A 17,256-nucleotide genomic window follows, 5' to 3' on the forward strand; every position below is an offset into this window, starting at 1 on the left:
CCGATACAAACCCCTCGCACTCAAGTAAACTGGCGCGCTTCGCGCAGCCCCCAGCGGCTGCCCTCCACGAATTACCCAAAGGTGCCCGCCATGCCCTGGCTGCAAGTACGTCTGGCCATCAGCCCGGAACAAGCCGAAACCTACGAAGATGCCCTGCTCGAAGTCGGCGCCGTCTCCGTCACCTTCATGGACGCCGAAGACCAGCCGATCTTCGAACCGGACCTCAACACCACCCCGCTGTGGTCGCACACCCACCTGCTGGCCCTGTTCGAAGCCGACGCCGAACCCGAGGCAGTGTTTGCCCACCTGCAACTGCTGACCGGGGCCGCCCTGCCCGAGCACCAGGCCGAAGTGATCGAAGACCAGGACTGGGAACGCAGCTGGATGGACAACTTCCAGCCCATGCGCTTCGGCCAGCGCCTGTGGATCGTGCCCAGCTGGCACGCCGCCCCCGAGCCGGACGCCGTCAACCTGCTGCTCGACCCGGGCCTGGCGTTCGGCACCGGCACCCACCCGACCACCGCCCTGTGCCTGGAATGGCTCGACGGCCAGGACCTGAACGGCACTGAAGTACTCGACTTCGGCTGCGGCTCGGGCATCCTCGCCATCGCCGCGCTGCTGCTGGGCGCACGCAAGGCGGTGGGCACCGACATCGACGTGCAGGCCATCGAGGCCTCGCGCGACAATGCCGGGCGCAACGGCATCGCCGACGCGCTGTTCGACCTGTACCTGCCCCAGGACATGCCGGCCATGCAGGCCGACGTGCTGGTAGCCAACATCCTCGCCGGCCCGCTGGTCTCGCTGGCCCCGCAGCTGTCCGGCCTGGTACGCCCCGGCGGCCTGCTGGCGCTGTCGGGCATCCTCGCCGAACAGGGCGATGAAGTGGCCGCCGCCTACGCCAAGGACTTCGACCTGGACCCGATCGCCGTGCGCGATGGCTGGGTACGCATCAGTGGTCGCCGGCGCTAACTGCGCCTAGACTACAACTCTGCACAACCCGGACCGCCGCATGACCGACAGTTTCGTCACCCAGTGCCCGCATTGCCAGACCAGCTTTCGCGTCAGCCACACTCAATTGAGTGTGGCCCGCGGGGTAGTGCGCTGCGGCAATTGCCTGCAGGTATTCAACGCCGCCAAGCAGCTGCTGGAGCAGAGTGCAGCGCAACAGGCGCTGCAGGTCGCCCCCGCGCTGCCGCCGGCAATGCCGTTGCCTGCGCCGGTGGCCGAACCCGAACATGCACCGCAGCCAGCGCCGCCGGCCGCCGCGCCGATCAGCCAGCGCGAATGGACGGCCAGCGCGCTGGACGTCGACCTCGACCAACTGGACCTCGACCAGGAACTCGCCCGCCTGGAGCAACGCGAAATCCAGCCGATCAGCGAGTTCAAGCGCAGCCAGGCCGAAGACTTCGACCTGGCGCCACGCCGCGAGGACAGCCTCAGCGCCCAGCGCGACGGCCCGGACGACACCTCGTACACCGACAGCCTGTTCAGCAGCCCGGCCGACGAACGCGAAGCCCAGGCAACGCCGCAGCCGCCGCTGGTCGACGAACCCGTCCCGGCTACCGTGGCGCTGCCGGGCGAGCGCACCGAACCCTCGCTGTCGCTGGACCTGGACGGCCTGGATGACGAGCCCCCGCTGCGCGAGCAGCCCCTCCACGACCCCGACGTGGTGGCCGAGCACCTGTCGGCACGCGACCCGGGCGATGAGCCCGACGCGCCGGACCCGGCGTTCGACGACGCCCCGAATACCCGCCACGAACCCGACCTTGGCCCGATGGCTGCACGCTCGCCACGCAAGCCGGCGCTGGTCGACATCGTCGACGACCCGCTGCAGCTCGACTGGCAGAAGCCGCGCAGCCACTGGGGCCGGCGCCTGCTGTGGGCGCTGCTGACTCTGCTGGCTGGCGCGGCACTGGCTGGCCAGTACATCGCCTATCACTTCGACGAACTGGCCCGCCAGGACCAGTACCGCCCCTGGTTCCAGCAACTGTGCCCGCAACTGGGTTGCGAAGTGCCTTCCAAGGTCGACATCGCCCGCATCAAGAGCAGCAACCTGGTGGTCCGCAGCCACCCGGACTTTGCCGGCGCGTTGATCGTGGACGCGATCATCTACAATCGTGCGCCCTTCTCGCAGCCATTCCCGCTGCTGGAGCTGCGGTTTGCCGACCTCAACGGCCAACTGATCGCCAGCCGTCGCTTCAAGCCCGGCGAGTACCTGAGCGGCGAGCTGGCCGGCAAGGCCGAAATGCCCAGCCAGACCCCGATCCACATCGCCCTGGACATCCTCGATCCGGGCCCGAAGGCGGTCAACTACAGCCTGAGCTTCCGCTCGCCGGAGTAAACCCAGCGACCAGCGGCAAGCTTCAGGCGGCAGGAGAAAAGCGCGGTATCACGCCACTCCTGCTTTTGGCTGGGGCTTGAAGCTTGTCGCTTGCCGCTCAAACTGTTCATATTTTATCCAGATCGACCTTTATCCGGTCACCGAGAGCGGGTATCATGCCCACCCTTTTTCGAACTCTAAGATCGGCCCCCACAACAGGGAACTCCTATGTCGGCGGTACGCATCGGCCCATACACACTGCAGAACGCCCTGATCCTTGCCCCGATGGCCGGGGTCACGGACCAGCCTTTTCGTCAGCTGTGCCGACGAATGGGCGCAGGCCTGGTGGTGTCCGAAATGGTCAGCAGCGACATGAGCCTGTGGAACAGCCGCAAGTCGCGCCTGCGCATGATTCACGATGGCGATCCCGAGCCCCGCTCGGTGCAGATCGCCGGCGGTGACGCGCAGATGCTCGCGGCCGCGGCCCGGGCCAATGTCGAGGCCGGCGCGCAGATCATCGATATCAACATGGGCTGCCCGGCAAAAAAAGTCTGCAACAAAGCTGCAGGCTCTGCTTTATTGAAGGATGAAGTGCTGGTCAACGAGATCCTCCAGGCGGTGGTCGCCGCCGTGGACGTACCCGTTACCCTCAAGATCCGCACCGGCTGGGACCGGGACAACAAGAATGGCCTGACCGTGGCGAAGATCGCCGAGCAGGCAGGCATTCAGGCACTGGCCGTACATGGCCGCACCCGTGCCGACCTGTACACCGGCGACGCCGAGTACGACACCATCGCCGCCATCAAGCAGGCGGTGTCGATACCGGTATTTGCCAATGGCGACATCACGTCGCCGCAAAAGGCCCGACAGGTGCTCGACGCCACCGGCGCCGACGGCCTGCTGATCGGCCGCGCCGCCCAGGGGCGGCCGTGGATCTTTCGCGAGGTCGAGCACTACCTGCGCACCGGCGAACTGTTGCCGGCACCGCAGTTGGCTGAAGTGGAACGAATTCTGCTGGAGCACCTGGCCGCGCTGCACGCCTTCTATGGCGATGTGATGGGTGTGCGTATCGCCCGCAAGCATGTGGGCTGGTACCTGGCAACGTTACCGGGCGCCAGGGAGTTTCGCGCCCGCTTCAATGGTTTGGAAGAAACACACGCGCAGTGCGCCGACGTTCGCGAGTTTTTCCGCGAACGTGAACAGAGCCTTGAGACAGAGGACGGACAAGGGGTGGCCGCATGACGATGATGACCGAGACTTTAGTGAGTGGAACAACGCCCGTGAGCGACAACGTCAACCTGAAACAGCACCTGAACACCCCGAGCGAAGAGGGCCAGACCCTTCGCGGGAGCGTGGAGAAGGCGCTGCACAACTACTTTGCGCACCTCGAGGGCGCTGCTGTCACGGACGTGTACAACCTGGTGCTCTCTGAAGTCGAGGCACCCTTGCTCGAAAGCGTGATGAACTACGTCAAGGGCAACCAGACCAAGGCCAGCGAGCTGCTGGGGCTCAACCGGGGCACCTTGCGCAAGAAGCTCAAGCAGTACGATCTGCTGTAACAACGAATCCACACCAGAAAAGGCGGCTCCCATTCGATGAGGTCGCCTTTTTTGCTGACTCCACCGCGTTATGGAATCTGAAATGACCGACCAGACTACCCGCCTGCCGATCCGCCGCGCCTTGATCAGCGTTTCCGACAAGACCGGAATCCTCGAATTCGCCCGTGAGCTGCAACAGCTCGGCGTCGAGATCCTGTCCACCGGTGGCACCTTCAAGTTGCTCCAGGACAATGGCGTCGCCGCGGTGGAAGTTGCCGACTACACCGGCTTTGCCGAAATGATGGACGGCCGGGTCAAGACCCTGCACCCCAAGATCCACGGTGGCATCCTCGGCCGTCGCGGCACCGATGACGCCATCATGGCCGAGCACGGGATCAAGCCGATCGACCTGGTCGCCGTCAACCTGTACCCCTTCGAAGCCACCATCTCCAAGCCGGGCTGCGACCTGCCGACCGCCATCGAGAACATCGACATCGGCGGCCCGACCATGGTTCGCTCGGCGGCCAAGAACCACAAGGACGTGGCCATCGTGGTCAACGCCAGCGACTACGGCCAGGTGCTCGAGAGCCTCAAGGCCGGTGGCCTGACCTACGCCCAGCGCTTCGACCTGATGCTCAAGGCGTTCGAGCACACCGCCGCCTACGACGGCATGATCGCCAACTACATGGGCACCGTGAACCAGGCGGCCGACACCCTGAGCACCGAAGACCGCAGCCAGTTCCCGCGCACCTTCAACAGCCAGTTCATCAAGGCCCAGGAAATGCGCTACGGCGAGAACCCGCACCAGAGCGCGGCGTTCTACGTCGAGGCCAAGCCGAGCGAGGCCGGCATCGCCACCGCCACCCAGCTGCAGGGCAAGGAGCTGTCGTACAACAACGTGGCCGACACCGACGCCGCGCTGGAATGCGTCAAGAGCTTCGTCAAGCCGGCCTGCGTGATCGTCAAGCACGCCAACCCGTGCGGCGTGGCCGTCAGCCCGGACGCCGAGGGCGGCATCCGCCAGGCCTACGAGCTGGCCTACGCCACCGATACCGAATCAGCCTTCGGCGGCATCATCGCGTTCAACCGCGAGCTGGATGCCGAAACCGCCAAGGCCATCGTCGAGCGTCAGTTCGTCGAAGTGATCATCGCCCCGAGCGTGAGCGAAGAAGCCCGCGCCGTGGTGGCCGCCAAGGCCAACGTGCGCCTGCTGGCGTGCGGCCAGTGGTCGGCCGAGCGTGCCGCTGCCTGGGACTACAAGCGCGTCACCGGCGGCCTGCTGGTACAGAGCCGCGACATCGGCATGATCACCGAGGGCGACCTGAAGGTGGTGACCAAGCGTGCGCCGACCGAGCAGGAAATCCACGACCTGATCTTCGCCTGGAAAGTGGCCAAGTACGTCAAGTCCAACGCCATCGTCTACGCCAAGAACCGCCAGACCATCGGTGTCGGCGCCGGCCAGATGAGCCGCGTGAACTCGGCGCGCATCGCCGCGATCAAGGCCGAGCATGCCGGCCTGCAGGTACAGGGTGCGGTCATGGCCTCGGATGCGTTCTTCCCGTTCCGCGACGGTATCGACAACGCGGCCAAGGTGGGTATCACTGCGGTGATCCAGCCGGGCGGTTCGATGCGTGATGCCGAGGTGATTGCCGCGGCCGACGAAGCCGGCATTGCCATGGTGTTCACCGGCATGCGCCACTTCCGTCACTGATCCACTGCGTGTAGGAGCCGGCGTTGCCGGCGAATGGGCCCGCCCGGTCAACGCGGTGCGACCTTCGCCGGCAACGCCGGCTCCTACAGTTACTCTCCGAATTAGCGTCATCGAGGTTTTGACATGAACGTTTTGATCATCGGTAGCGGCGGCCGCGAACACGCCCTGGCCTGGAAAGTTGCCCAGGACCCTCGCGTCGAGACTGTCTTCGTCGCCCCCGGCAACGCCGGCACCGCCACCGAAGCCAAGTGCAAGAACGTCGACATCGACGTCACCGCCCTGGACCAACTGGCCGACTTTGCCGAGAAGAACGTCGCCCTGACCATCGTCGGCCCCGAGGGCCCGTTGGTGGCCGGCGTGGTCGACCTGTTCCGCAGCCGCGGCCTGGACTGCTTCGGCCCCACCAAGGGCGCGGCGCAGTTGGAAGGCTCCAAGGCGTTCACCAAGGACTTTCTGGCCCGTCACAAGATCCCGACCGCCGACTACCAGAACTTCACCGAAGTGGAGCCGGCCCTGGCCTACCTGCGCGAAAAAGGCGCACCGATCGTGATCAAGGCCGACGGCCTGGCCGCGGGCAAGGGCGTGATCGTCGCCATGACCCTGGCTGAAGCCGAGGACGCGGTACGCGACATGCTCGCCGGCAATGCCTTCGGCGACGCCGGTTCGCGCGTGGTCATCGAAGAGTTCCTCGACGGCGAGGAAGCCAGCTTCATCGTCATGGTCGACGGGCAGAACGTGCTGCCGATGGCCACCAGCCAGGACCACAAGCGCGTCGGCAACGCCGACACCGGCCCCAACACCGGCGGCATGGGCGCCTACTCGCCAGCCCCGGTGGTCACTGCCGAAGTCCACCAGCGCGTGATGGACCAGGTGATCTGGCCGACCGTCAACGGCATGGCTGCCGAAGGCAACGTGTACACCGGCTTCCTGTATGCCGGGCTGATGATCGACAAGGCCGGCAACCCCAAGGTCATCGAGTTCAACTGCCGCTTCGGCGACCCGGAAACCCAGCCGGTGATGCTGCGCCTGGAATCGAGCCTGGTGCTGCTGATCGAAGCGGCGTTCGCCAAAGCCCTGAACAAGGTCGAAGCGCAGTGGAACCCGCAGCCGAGCCTGGGCGTTGTACTGGCCGCCGGCGGCTACCCGGGCGACTACGCCAAGGGTGCACCGATCAGCGGCCTGGACGCCGCAGCCAAGCTCACCGGCAAGGTGTTCCATGCCGGTACCGCCCTCAAGGACGGCCAGGTGGTCACCAGCGGTGGCCGCGTACTGTGTGCCACTGCCCTGGGTGAGACCGTCGAAGCCGCGCAGCAGCAGGCCTACCGCCTGGCCGCCGAAATCGAGTGGGACGGCAGTTTCTACCGCACCGACATCGGCTACCGCGCCATCGCCCGTGAACGTGGCGAGCACCAGGAGTAAGCTGACACGGCAAGGCTCCAAAGGGGCCTTGCCTTCGGCTTGGCACGCCGCGCATAGTTGCAAACCGGCATTTGGCTAGGAAGGGATATCTCGTGCGTTGGCTCAGGATTGCCATTGGACTCACCGTCAGCCTGCTGACTCTGCTCTGCCTGTTCCCGGCCACGGCCGATTCGGGCAGTGGGTGGTCGGTATTGCTCGACGATCAGGCCAACCTGCAACTGAGCGACATCCGTTCCGAGCGTTACCGTAACCAGTTCAGTCCCATCGAGCTCAACCAGCTCGATGCCGCCGAGCCCCAGCAGGCGCTCTGGCTGCATTACCACCTGCCCCCACACCAGCCCGAACAGGTACTGCGCCTGTTCGCCCCGGACCTGTCGCACCTGAACCTGTATGTGGTCGACGGCGCCCGGCTGATCGAGCAGTCCCACAACGGCCGCCCGGACACCAACGGCCCGGTGAGCCTGACCACCAACGATCACCTGCTGGCGGTGCCGAGCAGCGACCAGGCCCAGGACCTCTACCTGCGGCTGGTCTCCGAGCACCAGCTGCGGCCCGGCATCAGCCTGATGCCCGCCGTGAGCGCCGCCGCCGACCAGCGCCAGCCACTGCTGTTCGGGTTGCTGTTCGGCTGCATGGGCATGCTGATCCTGCACAACCTGGTGCGCTTCGGCTATTCGCGCTCCACCAGCAGCCTGTGGCTGGCCGGCTACCACAGCCTGATGCTGCTCAGCGCGCTGATCCTGCTCAACCTGAGCGGGCCGTGGAACCTCTGGCAGACCTCGCAGACCCCGGCCGCCTACCTCACCGCCCTGCTCGCCAGCCTCTGCGGGCTGGCCTTCACCCTGCGCTTCTTCGCCCCCCTGCAGCAGCCGCGCCTGGCCCGTCTGCTGCAAGGCGAGATCCTGCTGATCGCCATCGGCGGCCTGTTGCTGCTGTTCGTCGATACCTTGCCGTTGAACCTGGCCACCTACGCGCTGGTGGCCCTGGCCAGCCTGAGCATGCTGATCACGGCCGTTTGCCACTGGGTGCGCGGCTTCGCCCCGGCGCGCCTGTTCAGCCTGGCCATGCTGGTGTTCAACCTGGGCTGCCTGGTGGTGCTGCCGGCGCTGCTGGGCCTTACCCGCACCCCCACCGAATGGCTGCTGTTCATCCTGCTGGGGTTCACCGCCTTCACCGGCCTTCTGCTCAACATGGCCCTGGGCGAGCGCCTGCGCAGCATCAGCGAGGCGCGCTTCAGCGCCAGCCGCGAGCTGGCCGCCAGCACCGCCGAAATCAACGCCAAGGCAGAGTTTCTGGCGCGCATCAGCCACGAGATCCGCACCCCGATGAACGGTGTGCTGGGCATGACCGAACTGCTGCTGGGCACCCCGCTGTCGGTCAAGCAGCGCGACTACGTGCAGACCATCCACAGTGCCGGCAACGAGCTGCTGACCCTGATCAACGAGATCCTCGACATCTCCAAGCTCGAGTCCGGCCAGATCGAGCTGGATGACGTGCAGTTCGACCTCAACGCCCTGATCGAGGACTGCCTGAGCATCTTCAGGGCCAAGGCCGAACAGCAGAACATCGAACTGATCAGTTTCACCCAGCCGCAGGTGCCGCGGGTCATCAGCGGTGACCCCACGCGCCTGCGCCAGGCCCTGCTGAGCCTGCTGGAAAACGCTCTGAAAAAGACCGAGCAGGGCGAGATCCTGCTGGTGGTGGCACTGGACCAGCGCGGCAGCAGCCCGCGCCTGCGCCTGGCCGTGCAGGACAGCGGCGAACCGATCCCGCCCAGCGAGCGCGAGGCACTGCTGCAGGCCGAGTTGCACAGCGAGCACGTGCTGTCGAGCAACAAGCTCGGCGGCCTGCTGGGCCTGGTGATCGCCAAGCAACTGATCGCCCTGATGCAGGGCGAGTTCGGCATCAAGACCAGCCACAACCAGGGCAACACCCTGTGGATGACCCTGCCGCTGGACCCGCAGCGCCTCGAACAGCCCGCCGCCGACCTCGACGGCCCGCTGCGCGATGCCCGGGTGCTGGTGGTGGACGACAACGACACCTGCCGCAAGGTGCTGGTGCAGCAGTGTAGCGCCTGGGGCATGAACGTGAGCGCCGTGCCCTCGGGCAAGGAAGCCCTGGCACTGCTGCGCACCAAGGCGCACCTGCGCGACTACTTCGATGCCGTGCTGCTCGACCAGAACATGCCCGGCATGACCGGCATGCAACTGGCCGCCAAGATCAAGGAAGATCCGAGCCTGAACCACGACATCCTGATCATCATGCTCACCGGCATCACCAATGCGCCGAGCAAGGTCATCGCCCGCAACGCCGGGGTCAAGCGCATCCTGGCCAAGCCCGTGGCCGGCTACACCCTCAAGACCACCCTGGCCGAAGAGCTGGCCCAGCGCAGCAAGGGCCAGATGCTCGGCATGCAGCCGCCCAGCCTGGCCACCCCGCTGGACGTGCCCGCCGACTTCCGCATCCTGGTGGCCGAAGACAACAACATCTCCACCAAGGTGATCCGCGGCATGCTCGGCAAGCTCAACCTGGAGCCCGACACCGCCAGCAACGGCGAGGAAGCCCTGCAGGCCATGAAGGCGCAGCGCTACGACCTGGTGCTGATGGACTGCGAGATGCCGGTGCTGGACGGCTTCTCGGCCACCCAGCAGCTGCGCGCCTGGGAGGCGGTCAGCCTGCGCCCGCGCACGCCGGTGGTGGCGCTGACCGCGCACATCCTGGCCGAGCACAAGGAGCGCGCTCGCCAGGCCGGCATGGACGGGCACATGGCCAAGCCGGTGGAGCTGTCGCAACTGCGCGAACTGATCGAATACTGGGTGGCCCACCGCAAGCCCCACGAGCAGCCCGACAACGCGCCCGTCCCCCACTGATACACTTGCCCAACGCCCCCTTTGCCGCGAGCCCACGCCATGCTCCATGAGTTGTTCAGCGTCTACCTGAAGATGCTCGTGCTCTACAGCCCGTTCTTCGTCCTGTCCTGCTTCATCAGCCTGACCCGCGGCCACTCCAGCAAGGAGCGCAAGCAGCTGGCCTGGCGCGTGGCGCTGGCGGTACTGATCGCCAGCGTGCTGCTGTACCTGTTCGGGCGGGCAATCTTCGGCATCTTCGGCATCACCCCCGACGCGTTTCGCATCGGCGCCGGCAGCGTGCTGTTCATCTCGGCGCTGGGCATGGCCCAGGGCAAGTCGGCGGTCAACACCGACAACGTGCAGCAGGACGTGACCATCGTGCCGTTGACCATCCCGCTGACCGTCGGCCCCGGCACCATCGGTGCGCTGCTGGTGATGGGCGTCAGCCAGCCGCACTGGGACGACAAGCTGCTGGCCATCGTGAGTATCGCCCTGGCCAGCTTCACCGTTGGCCTGGTGCTGTTTCTGTCGCACCGCATCGAACGGCTGCTTGGCGACCAGGGCCTGCAGATCGTCAGCCGGCTGATGGGCCTGTTCGTGTGCGCCCTGGCGGCGCAGATCATCTTCACCGGGATCAAGGGCTACCTGGTGCTCTAGCCCCTACCGGTCCTGGAAGAAACCTTCCGAGAGTGCCCGGGTCTGGGCCAGTACGAACGTGCGATGGCTCGCGTACGCCTGGCGATCGAACAGGTAGCAGCCACCATGGGGCGTCAGGGTCACGTAGCGCCGGTAGGTATCGGTCAGAAAGCCGTGTTCGACGTCCACTTCAAAGCGCATCACCAGCCCGCAGAAACACAGCATGGGCTGGTTGCGTCGATCGGTGAAACAGGGCGTGACCTTGCAGTGCATGGCCTTCTCCACGTCGCGCCTGGGCATGGCCGAAGACTCGAAGTGGCGTCGGGCCTTGGTCTCCAGGTCGAGGTCGCGCAGCGACTGGCTGATCACCTGGTGAAACAGCACCTCGGCGTCCCGCTGTACCACCGTGACCTCGAAGGCACGCACCTGCGCCAGGTCGTGGGCAGCCGTGGACACCGACGACAGAAAGCTGATCAGACGGCAACCATGCCGCAGCAGGCAGGCATGGTGGAACTCATTCCAGGCCTGCGGCGAGGCATGCTGACCAACCGCTTTGCTGGCGTACATCTCGGCGTACACCATCAGGTCCATCATGTCCTGCATGTCGGCAGGGTCCATGCCATCACCGAACGACACCCGGTTGTCGCCGATCACCTGCGAACGTTCAGTGGAGGTCATGGGTGCCCCCTTGCAGCGAGCCGTCGGCCTTGGCCTTGGCCTGCGGCACCACCCGCCTGAGCACAACGGCATCGTCCTCCAGGGCTGCCACCGTCATGTCGCGCAGTCGCGCATAGCGCGCAACCGACAACTGCTTGTGGCTGTAGAAGAACAGCGCGTCGCCCGGGCTGTCGACCCCGCAGAACGTCTGGTGCAGAAAGTCCTGCTGAAGCGGCACCACCAGCGCCAGGCTCACAAACAGGCTGAACACCTGGTCTGGCGCAGTACACGCACTGAGCTGGAAGTTGATCGCCGTGCGCTGGCTGGCCTGGCTGTGCGCGAGCACCTGGGCACGAAACAGCTGGCGCGCCGGGTGCTCGTAGGCCAGTTCGCAAATCTGCTCCAGCATGTCGGTCATCTGCCGCACGATGGCCGCAGGCAACTTCTTCTTCAGGTGCCTGGTCACCAGCGCGACGATGCTCAGGTCATCCAGGCCGGCGAACCTGGACACATCGGACTGCACGGTCTGGGTGCTCCACATGAGCTGGCCCAGGCCGTCCACATTGCGCTTGAACCAGGCCCGGGGGTTGGCGGTGACCAGGCCGTCCTGGTTGGCCGACACCTGCGCCAGCAGGTGGGAGTTCAATACATCATCCCTGTCCGGTGCGCTCAACCCGCCGGGAAATGAAATCAGCTGCGCACCATTGACCCATGTCTCGTACTGCATTGCCATGCCTCGACTCCTTGAGGATAGCGGCACCGGCGCCTTGACACCGGTGCCGGTAGAATTACTTCTTCTTGATTTTCCTGAAGAAGTTATCCGAGGAAATACCCATGTAGTCGTGGATGTCGTCTTTGTTGCGCTGATAGACACGTTCGTTCCAGTTGACCATGGTGGCCACCTGAGTGATGTCCATGGTTTCGTTGTCCCACTTCCAGAACAGTGCGCCGCCCTTGTCGGTACGCTTGTTGTATTCAAGCCCGATGAACAGTGTCACGGCTTCGCCGTTATCCGTTTCAAGGCACGGCAGAATGCGGCAACTGTCCTTGCTCGCGCCGGTGCTGTTGTTGTTGAACAGGGTGATCATGTCCTCGTCGCCCTTGAGCTTGTCGAGGGCCCTGGAAACCAGCGGGATCATGGCGGCTGCGTTGCCACCGGCCACCGAGGCGACGATTTCCAGCACCACGCTGTCCATGGTGATGTCGCGCTTGCTGGTGTTGTAGCTCTGACGGTCCGAACTGGTCATGAACCAGCCGGCGTGCAGCATGGCCTCCCGGTAGGCTGCCAGCCATTGCAGGGGCTGCTCCTGGATACTGCCCGAGGTGTTGGCCACCATCTCGGCGAACAGGGTGGCGTCCTTGGCCATCTGGCGCTTGTCCGCCGACAGCTTGTCGGCAAAGGTCAGAATCGTCGGGCCTTCGCTGGTCATCAGTGCCACTTCGCCCGTTTCGTCATCGAGCCCTTCACTGGCCAGCAGCCTGCGCATGGACAGCGGCGAATGCTGAAGATCCGGTACTTCCAGGTTGCTGAAGAATTCAGCGCTTTTTTCCGCGCAGGGAAACACAGTCGAGTTATCCATAACATCATCCTTGTTCAGTTTTGGTTTGCCGCGGCACAGCCAGGCCACTGCAAACTATCACCGGGCCTGCATGAAAAAAGGTGCGCCCGTTTCCAGGCGCACCTTTTTTTCCCTACGACACCCTGTGGCTATCCAGGGCGGCCGGCGCCATACCAACGCGGCGTGTACACCCACTCGCCACCGTCGGCACGCGCGAAGGTGCAGGTGGTGGACGACCCCACCAGCACCATGGTGCGCATGTCCACCTGCTCTGGCGTCAGCTCGCCCAGGGTCAGGGTGCGCAGGGTCTGGCCGGGGCGACCGATGTCACGGCCCAGCACCACCGGGGTGGCTGGCGTTCGGTGCTGGCGCACGATCTCCAGGGCACGCCCCAGCTGCCAGGGCCGCGAGCGCGAGATCGGGTTGTAGAAGGCCAGCGCCAGGTCGGCCTGGCAGGCGAGGTCCAGGCGTTTCTCGATGATGTCCCAGGGCTTGAGGTTGTCCGACAGCGACAGCACGCAGAAGTCATGCCCCAGCGGCGCACCGGCCTGCGCGGCGGTGGCCAGCGAGGCCGAGACGCCCGGCAGCATCTGCAGCTCGACGCTGTGCCACTGCGGGTCCGTCGACTCGTGCAAGGCTTCGAGCACCGCCGCTGCCATGGCGAACACGCCCGGGTCGCCCGACGACACCACCACCACCGAGCGGCCTTGCGCGGCCAGCTCGAAGGCATGCCGTGCGCGCTGCATTTCTTCGCGGTTGTCGGTGCAGTGCAGCACCTGATCGGCGCGGAACGGGCCGGCCATGCGCACATAGGTTTCATAACCCAGCACGTCATTGGCGCGTGCCAGCTCGGCCTTGACCGCCGGCACCATCAGGTCGGCGGCGCCCGGGCCCAGGCCGATCACCGCCAGGCGGCCACGGGCGCGCCCGATCCGTTGCGGGTCGATCGGCTGGCCGGCCACCGCAATCGCCACGCCCTCGCCTGCGCACTGCGGCGCCAGCAACTGCGGCCAGGCCTGCGCGGCCAGCTCGGCAACGCTGCCGGCGGCCGGGGCGAAGCGCAACGGCACGCCCAGCTCGGCTGCTGCCGCGTGCAACGCCGGGCTGGCCATCTCGCTGTCGGCCGCCAGCAGGCAGGCCAATGCCGGCTCGGCGATCTTCGCGCGGTGCAGCGCCGCACGCACCGCTGCAGCCAGCTCCGGCACCTGGGCACTCACGGCCACCAGCACGCAGCGCGGGTAGATCACCAGCTCGTTGGCGTCGGCCTCACGAGCATCGCAGCCCACGTGAATGGCCAGCTGCGCCTGCTCGCTCTGCGGCAGTTGCGCCTGTTCGAGCCACGGTGCGGCGCCATCGATGCGCACGCTTTCACCGGCCAGCAGGTCGGACACGAAACGCTTGCCCAGCTCCAGGTCGGCCAGCGCATAACCACTGGGCGGGTTGAGCAGGCAGGTGCCGAAGCGCAGCTCGCCGCTGGTGGTGATGGCCGGCGCCACGCCGAGGCCGGCGGCGATCTCGCGGGCCAGCCCGTTGACCCCGCCCAGCCCGCCCAGCAGCGGCACCACGGCGCTGCCGTCTTCGGCCACGGCCAGTACCGGCGGTTCGGCGCCCTTCTCCAGCAGCACGCTGGCCAGGCTGCGAATCACGATGCCGGCGGCGCACAGGGCAATGATCGGTGTGTCCTGCTGGTACAACTGGCGCAGGGTGGCGCCGAAGTCCTGGTAGCTGCGGTCCGTGCCCTCGACCCGCCCGGCCAGGCCGTGGATCAATGCATCGGGGTACAGCTGCTGGAGCCTGCGGGCAGTGGCCAGGCTGCCCTTGCCCAGGATCACGATGGCCGGTGCGTGAGATGTCATCACCCTTGCCACCGTTCACCCGGCACGATGATCAGCGAGAAGTATGGCGAGGACTGCGGGTCGACCGCATCCAGCGCCACGATCTTCTGGTTGGCCATGGTCGCGCGCTCCACGTACAGCGCTCGCTCGGCCAGGCCCAGTTCGGCCAGCACCTGGCGCACCTTGGGGAAATTGCGCCCCAGCTTCATGATCACCGCCGCGTCGGCATCGGCCAGGCGGCGCTTGAGCTCGTCGGCCGGCAGCACGCCCGACAGCACCGACAGGCTCTGGTTGCGGTACACCAGTGGCGCGCCGAGTACCGAGGCGCCACCGAGCATCGAGCACACGCCGGGGATCACCTGGGCCTCGTAGCGCTCGGCCAGGCGGTCGTGCAGGTACATGTAGGAGCCATAGAAGAACGGGTCGCCTTCGCAGATCACCGCCACGTCGCGGCCGGCATCCAGGTGCGCGGCCACTTCCAGGCTGGCGCCGTCGTAGAAGTCGCTGATCACCTGCTCATACGACAGCGGCGCCGGCAGCGCCTCGGTGGTCACCGGGTACACCAGCGGCAGCAATGTCTGCGCCTGCTGCAGGTGCGCCTCGATGATGCCGAAGGCATTGCCGCGCTTGCCCTTGGCCACGAAATACGCCACCACTGGCGCCTCGCGCAGCAGGCGCAGCGCCTTGACCGTGATCAGTTCGGGGTCGCCGGGGCCCACGCCCAGGCCAAGCAGTCGTCCGCGTGGCTGCATCATTCGACCTCCGTGGCCAGGGCATTGACCGCCGCTGCTGCCATCGCGCTGCCGCCCAGGCGGCCCTCGACGATCACGAACGGCACGCCACGGCTGTCGGCCGCGAGCATCGCCTTGGACTCGGCCGCACCGACGAAACCGACCGGGAAGCCGAGGATCAGCGCAGGCTTCGGCGCCCCCGCATCGATCATCTCGAGCAGGTAGAACAATGCGGTCGGCGCATTGCCGATCACCACCACGCTGCCTTCCAGGTGCGGGCGCCACAGCTCCAGGGCCACCGCCGAGCGGGTGTTGCCCAGCTCCTTGGCCAGGCCCGGCACGCTGTCGTCGCGCAGGGTGCAGATCACCTCGTTGTTGGCCGGCAGGCGTGCACGGGTGATGCCTTCGGCGACCATGCGCGCATCGCACAGGATCGGCGCACCGTTGGCCAGCGCCTCGCGCCCGGCCTTGCCGGCGCCTTCGCTGAAGCGCAGCTTGTCGACCACCTCGACCATGCCGCAGGCATGGATGACCCGCACCGCGAGTTTTTCCAGGTCGGCCGGGATCCGCTCCAGGCGAGCCTCCTGGCGAATGATGGCGAAGGAGTTGCGGTAGATCTCCTGGCCGTCGCGGATGTAATCAATCATCGGGGTTGCTCCGTAGGCGGGCGTCGAGTTGCGCGCCCGCTTCTTTCAATGTCAGGTTGCGCCCGCCAGGGGCGCCCAGGCCCGGCTGCGCCGGGTCGTGAAAATACAGGTCGTAATGCCCGGGCCCGACCGCCAGCAGGGTGGCCGGTGCACGGTGGGCCAGCGCGCAGGAACGCGCGCAGCCGCTCAGGTGAATGCCGGCCACCGGGCCCGGCTCGCGCAGCAGCGCCGCCAGCTGCACGGCGTCGGCCTTGGTGTCGGCCAGGGCCTTGGCGCAGCCGGCCGAACCGGTGCAGGCCACCATGCGCGCCAGCGGCTGCGCCGGGTCGCACAGCAAGCCCAGCGCTGCCAGCCCGGCCAGTGCCAGCTCGGCGTCGGTGGCGGCAAGATTGGGCAGCAGCAGGCTTTGCCAGGGCGTCATGCGCAGGCTGGCGTCGCCCAGGCTGCTGGCCAGGTGCGCGGCGCCACGCAACTGCGCGGCGCTCAGGCGCCCCAGCGGTGCGGCGGCGCCCACCGCGACCCTGCCCGTCTGGCGCTGTGGGTAGACACCCAGATGGCGGGCCTGGTCACGTCGCGGCCGGCGCCAGCCCAGCACCGCGTGGTCGCGGCGCAGCGCCACGCCAAGGCCCTGCACGAACGCCTCGCTGCCGCATTCGGCCAGCAACTGGCGCATGCGCGCCTGCTGCGCAGTGGCCAGGTCGAGAAACCGCTGCAACACCGCCAGCACCAGCGCGTGCCCATCGGCCAGCGGCACCGCGCCCAGCGCACCCTCCTCGGCCGGGCAGCCGGCCAGGCCGAAGGCCAGCCACACCTCGCCGTCCAGGCGCAGTGCCGACAGCCACAGGTCGTGGGGGTGGGTGAGCATGGCCAGGTCTTCGCCAGCGTCCAGTTGCACGGCGAACTTGGCAGACAACTGATGAAAGCGCTCGCAGGTCTGCAGCGATTCGAGGATCTGCCCCGCCAGCGCCCGGCTGTCGAACAGCATGGCCGGGTCGAGACCGGCCGCCGGGCTGAGCATCAGGTTGCGCACATCGTCGCCCGCCGCCTGGCGCGGGCCCAGGCCGGCGTCGAGCAGGCATGCCACCAGCCCGGCGTGGTCGGCACCGATGCCGCGAATCTGCAGGTTGCTGCGGTTGGTTACCTCGATCACGCCGCCGGCAAAGCGCTCGGCTGCGTCGGCCACTGCGTGTGCCTGGGCCGCGCTCAGGGTGCCGGCGTCGAGCTTGATGCGTGAAATGCCGCCGTCCAGCGCCTGCACGATACGCCACAACCCCGGGCAGGCCGAGGGGCGAAGAGCTGGAGTGGGCAGGGGTTGCGGCAAGGGATCACCCGGCAATCGTCAAAAGGCGCTGGT

At 66.6% G+C, this 17,256-nt stretch carries 15 protein-coding genes; 8 read left to right on the plus strand and 7 right to left on the minus strand.

Translation table 11 applies throughout. From position 1 onward, the window contains the following. Positions 1-90: 90 nt before the first annotated feature. The 8 genes from prmA to V9K84_RS19110 all read left to right on the plus strand — a co-directional run bounded on the left by prmA (position 91) and on the right by V9K84_RS19110 (position 10,494). The gene (gene prmA, locus V9K84_RS19075) at positions 91-969 is read left to right on the plus strand and encodes a 50S ribosomal protein L11 methyltransferase (protein WP_043860469.1); all 879 of its coding nucleotides are present in this window, start codon (positions 91-93) and stop codon (positions 967-969) included. A 40-nt stretch (positions 970-1,009) separates the two neighbouring features. After that, complete coding sequence (locus V9K84_RS19080) at positions 1,010-2,341, plus strand: DUF3426 domain-containing protein (RefSeq protein WP_088514165.1); 1,332 nt, start codon at positions 1,010-1,012, stop codon at positions 2,339-2,341. A gap of 207 nt (positions 2,342-2,548) precedes the next feature. Beyond that, positions 2,549-3,562: a tRNA dihydrouridine synthase DusB gene (dusB, locus tag V9K84_RS19085; protein ID WP_043860471.1), complete on the plus strand. Its 1,014-nt coding sequence runs from the start codon at positions 2,549-2,551 to the stop codon at positions 3,560-3,562. Then, positions 3,559-3,879: a DNA-binding transcriptional regulator Fis gene (gene fis, locus V9K84_RS19090; RefSeq protein WP_003186237.1), complete on the plus strand. Its 321-nt coding sequence runs from the start codon at positions 3,559-3,561 to the stop codon at positions 3,877-3,879. The genes dusB and fis overlap by 4 nt, the downstream gene beginning before the upstream one ends. An 82-nt stretch (positions 3,880-3,961) precedes the next feature. Beyond that, on the plus strand, positions 3,962-5,569 hold the full coding sequence (gene purH, locus V9K84_RS19095; protein WP_088514164.1) for a bifunctional phosphoribosylaminoimidazolecarboxamide formyltransferase/IMP cyclohydrolase: 1,608 nt from the start codon (positions 3,962-3,964) through the stop codon (positions 5,567-5,569). Between the two features lie 123 nt (positions 5,570-5,692). Next, on the plus strand, positions 5,693-6,988 hold the full coding sequence (purD, locus tag V9K84_RS19100; protein ID WP_043860473.1) for a phosphoribosylamine--glycine ligase: 1,296 nt from the start codon (positions 5,693-5,695) through the stop codon (positions 6,986-6,988). Between the two features lie 92 nt (positions 6,989-7,080). Continuing rightward, the gene (locus V9K84_RS19105) at positions 7,081-9,858 is read left to right on the plus strand and encodes a hybrid sensor histidine kinase/response regulator (protein ID WP_043860474.1); all 2,778 of its coding nucleotides are present in this window, start codon (positions 7,081-7,083) and stop codon (positions 9,856-9,858) included. A 39-nt stretch (positions 9,859-9,897) separates the two neighbouring features. Beyond that, complete coding sequence (locus tag V9K84_RS19110; protein ID WP_043860475.1) at positions 9,898-10,494, plus strand: MarC family protein; 597 nt, start codon at positions 9,898-9,900, stop codon at positions 10,492-10,494. A 3-nt stretch (positions 10,495-10,497) separates the two neighbouring features. On the opposite strand, the gene V9K84_RS19115 is transcribed toward V9K84_RS19110, so the two are convergent. From V9K84_RS19115 to cobG, 7 genes are all read right to left on the minus strand, one after another. Continuing rightward, positions 10,498-11,151, minus strand: a complete 654-nt coding sequence (locus tag V9K84_RS19115) for a hypothetical protein (protein WP_054916146.1) — start codon at positions 11,149-11,151, stop codon at positions 10,498-10,500. Then, on the minus strand, positions 11,138-11,863 hold the full coding sequence (locus V9K84_RS19120) for a hypothetical protein (protein ID WP_078481543.1): 726 nt from the start codon (positions 11,861-11,863) through the stop codon (positions 11,138-11,140). The genes V9K84_RS19115 and V9K84_RS19120 overlap by 14 nt, the downstream gene beginning before the upstream one ends. Before the next feature lie 55 nt (positions 11,864-11,918). Continuing rightward, entirely contained in the window at positions 11,919-12,710 is a 792-nt protein-coding gene (locus V9K84_RS19125; RefSeq protein ID WP_088514163.1) for a hypothetical protein, read from the minus strand. A 128-nt stretch (positions 12,711-12,838) separates the two neighbouring features. Next, positions 12,839-14,545 carry a precorrin-3B C(17)-methyltransferase gene (gene cobJ / locus V9K84_RS19130; RefSeq protein ID WP_088514162.1) on the minus strand — a complete coding sequence of 569 codons (1,707 nt, stop codon included), beginning with the start codon at positions 14,543-14,545 and terminating at the stop codon, positions 12,839-12,841. Then, entirely contained in the window at positions 14,545-15,276 is a 732-nt protein-coding gene (locus V9K84_RS19135; RefSeq protein ID WP_054916149.1) for a precorrin-2 C(20)-methyltransferase, read from the minus strand. The genes cobJ and V9K84_RS19135 overlap by 1 nt, the downstream gene beginning before the upstream one ends. After that, positions 15,276-15,902, minus strand: coding sequence for a precorrin-8X methylmutase (locus tag V9K84_RS19140; RefSeq protein ID WP_054916150.1), 627 nt, complete (start codon positions 15,900-15,902; stop codon positions 15,276-15,278). Before V9K84_RS19140 ends, V9K84_RS19135 begins: the two co-directional genes overlap by 1 nt. Further along, positions 15,895-17,223 carry a precorrin-3B synthase gene (gene cobG / locus V9K84_RS19145; RefSeq protein ID WP_256582767.1) on the minus strand — a complete coding sequence of 443 codons (1,329 nt, stop codon included), beginning with the start codon at positions 17,221-17,223 and terminating at the stop codon, positions 15,895-15,897. Before cobG ends, V9K84_RS19140 begins: the two co-directional genes overlap by 8 nt. Positions 17,224-17,256 lie beyond the last annotated feature (33 nt).

The organism is Pseudomonas sp. AE27 (assembly GCF_037113495.1).
GTDB classification, from domain to species: Bacteria; Pseudomonadota; Gammaproteobacteria; order Pseudomonadales; family Pseudomonadaceae; genus Aquipseudomonas; species Aquipseudomonas palmensis.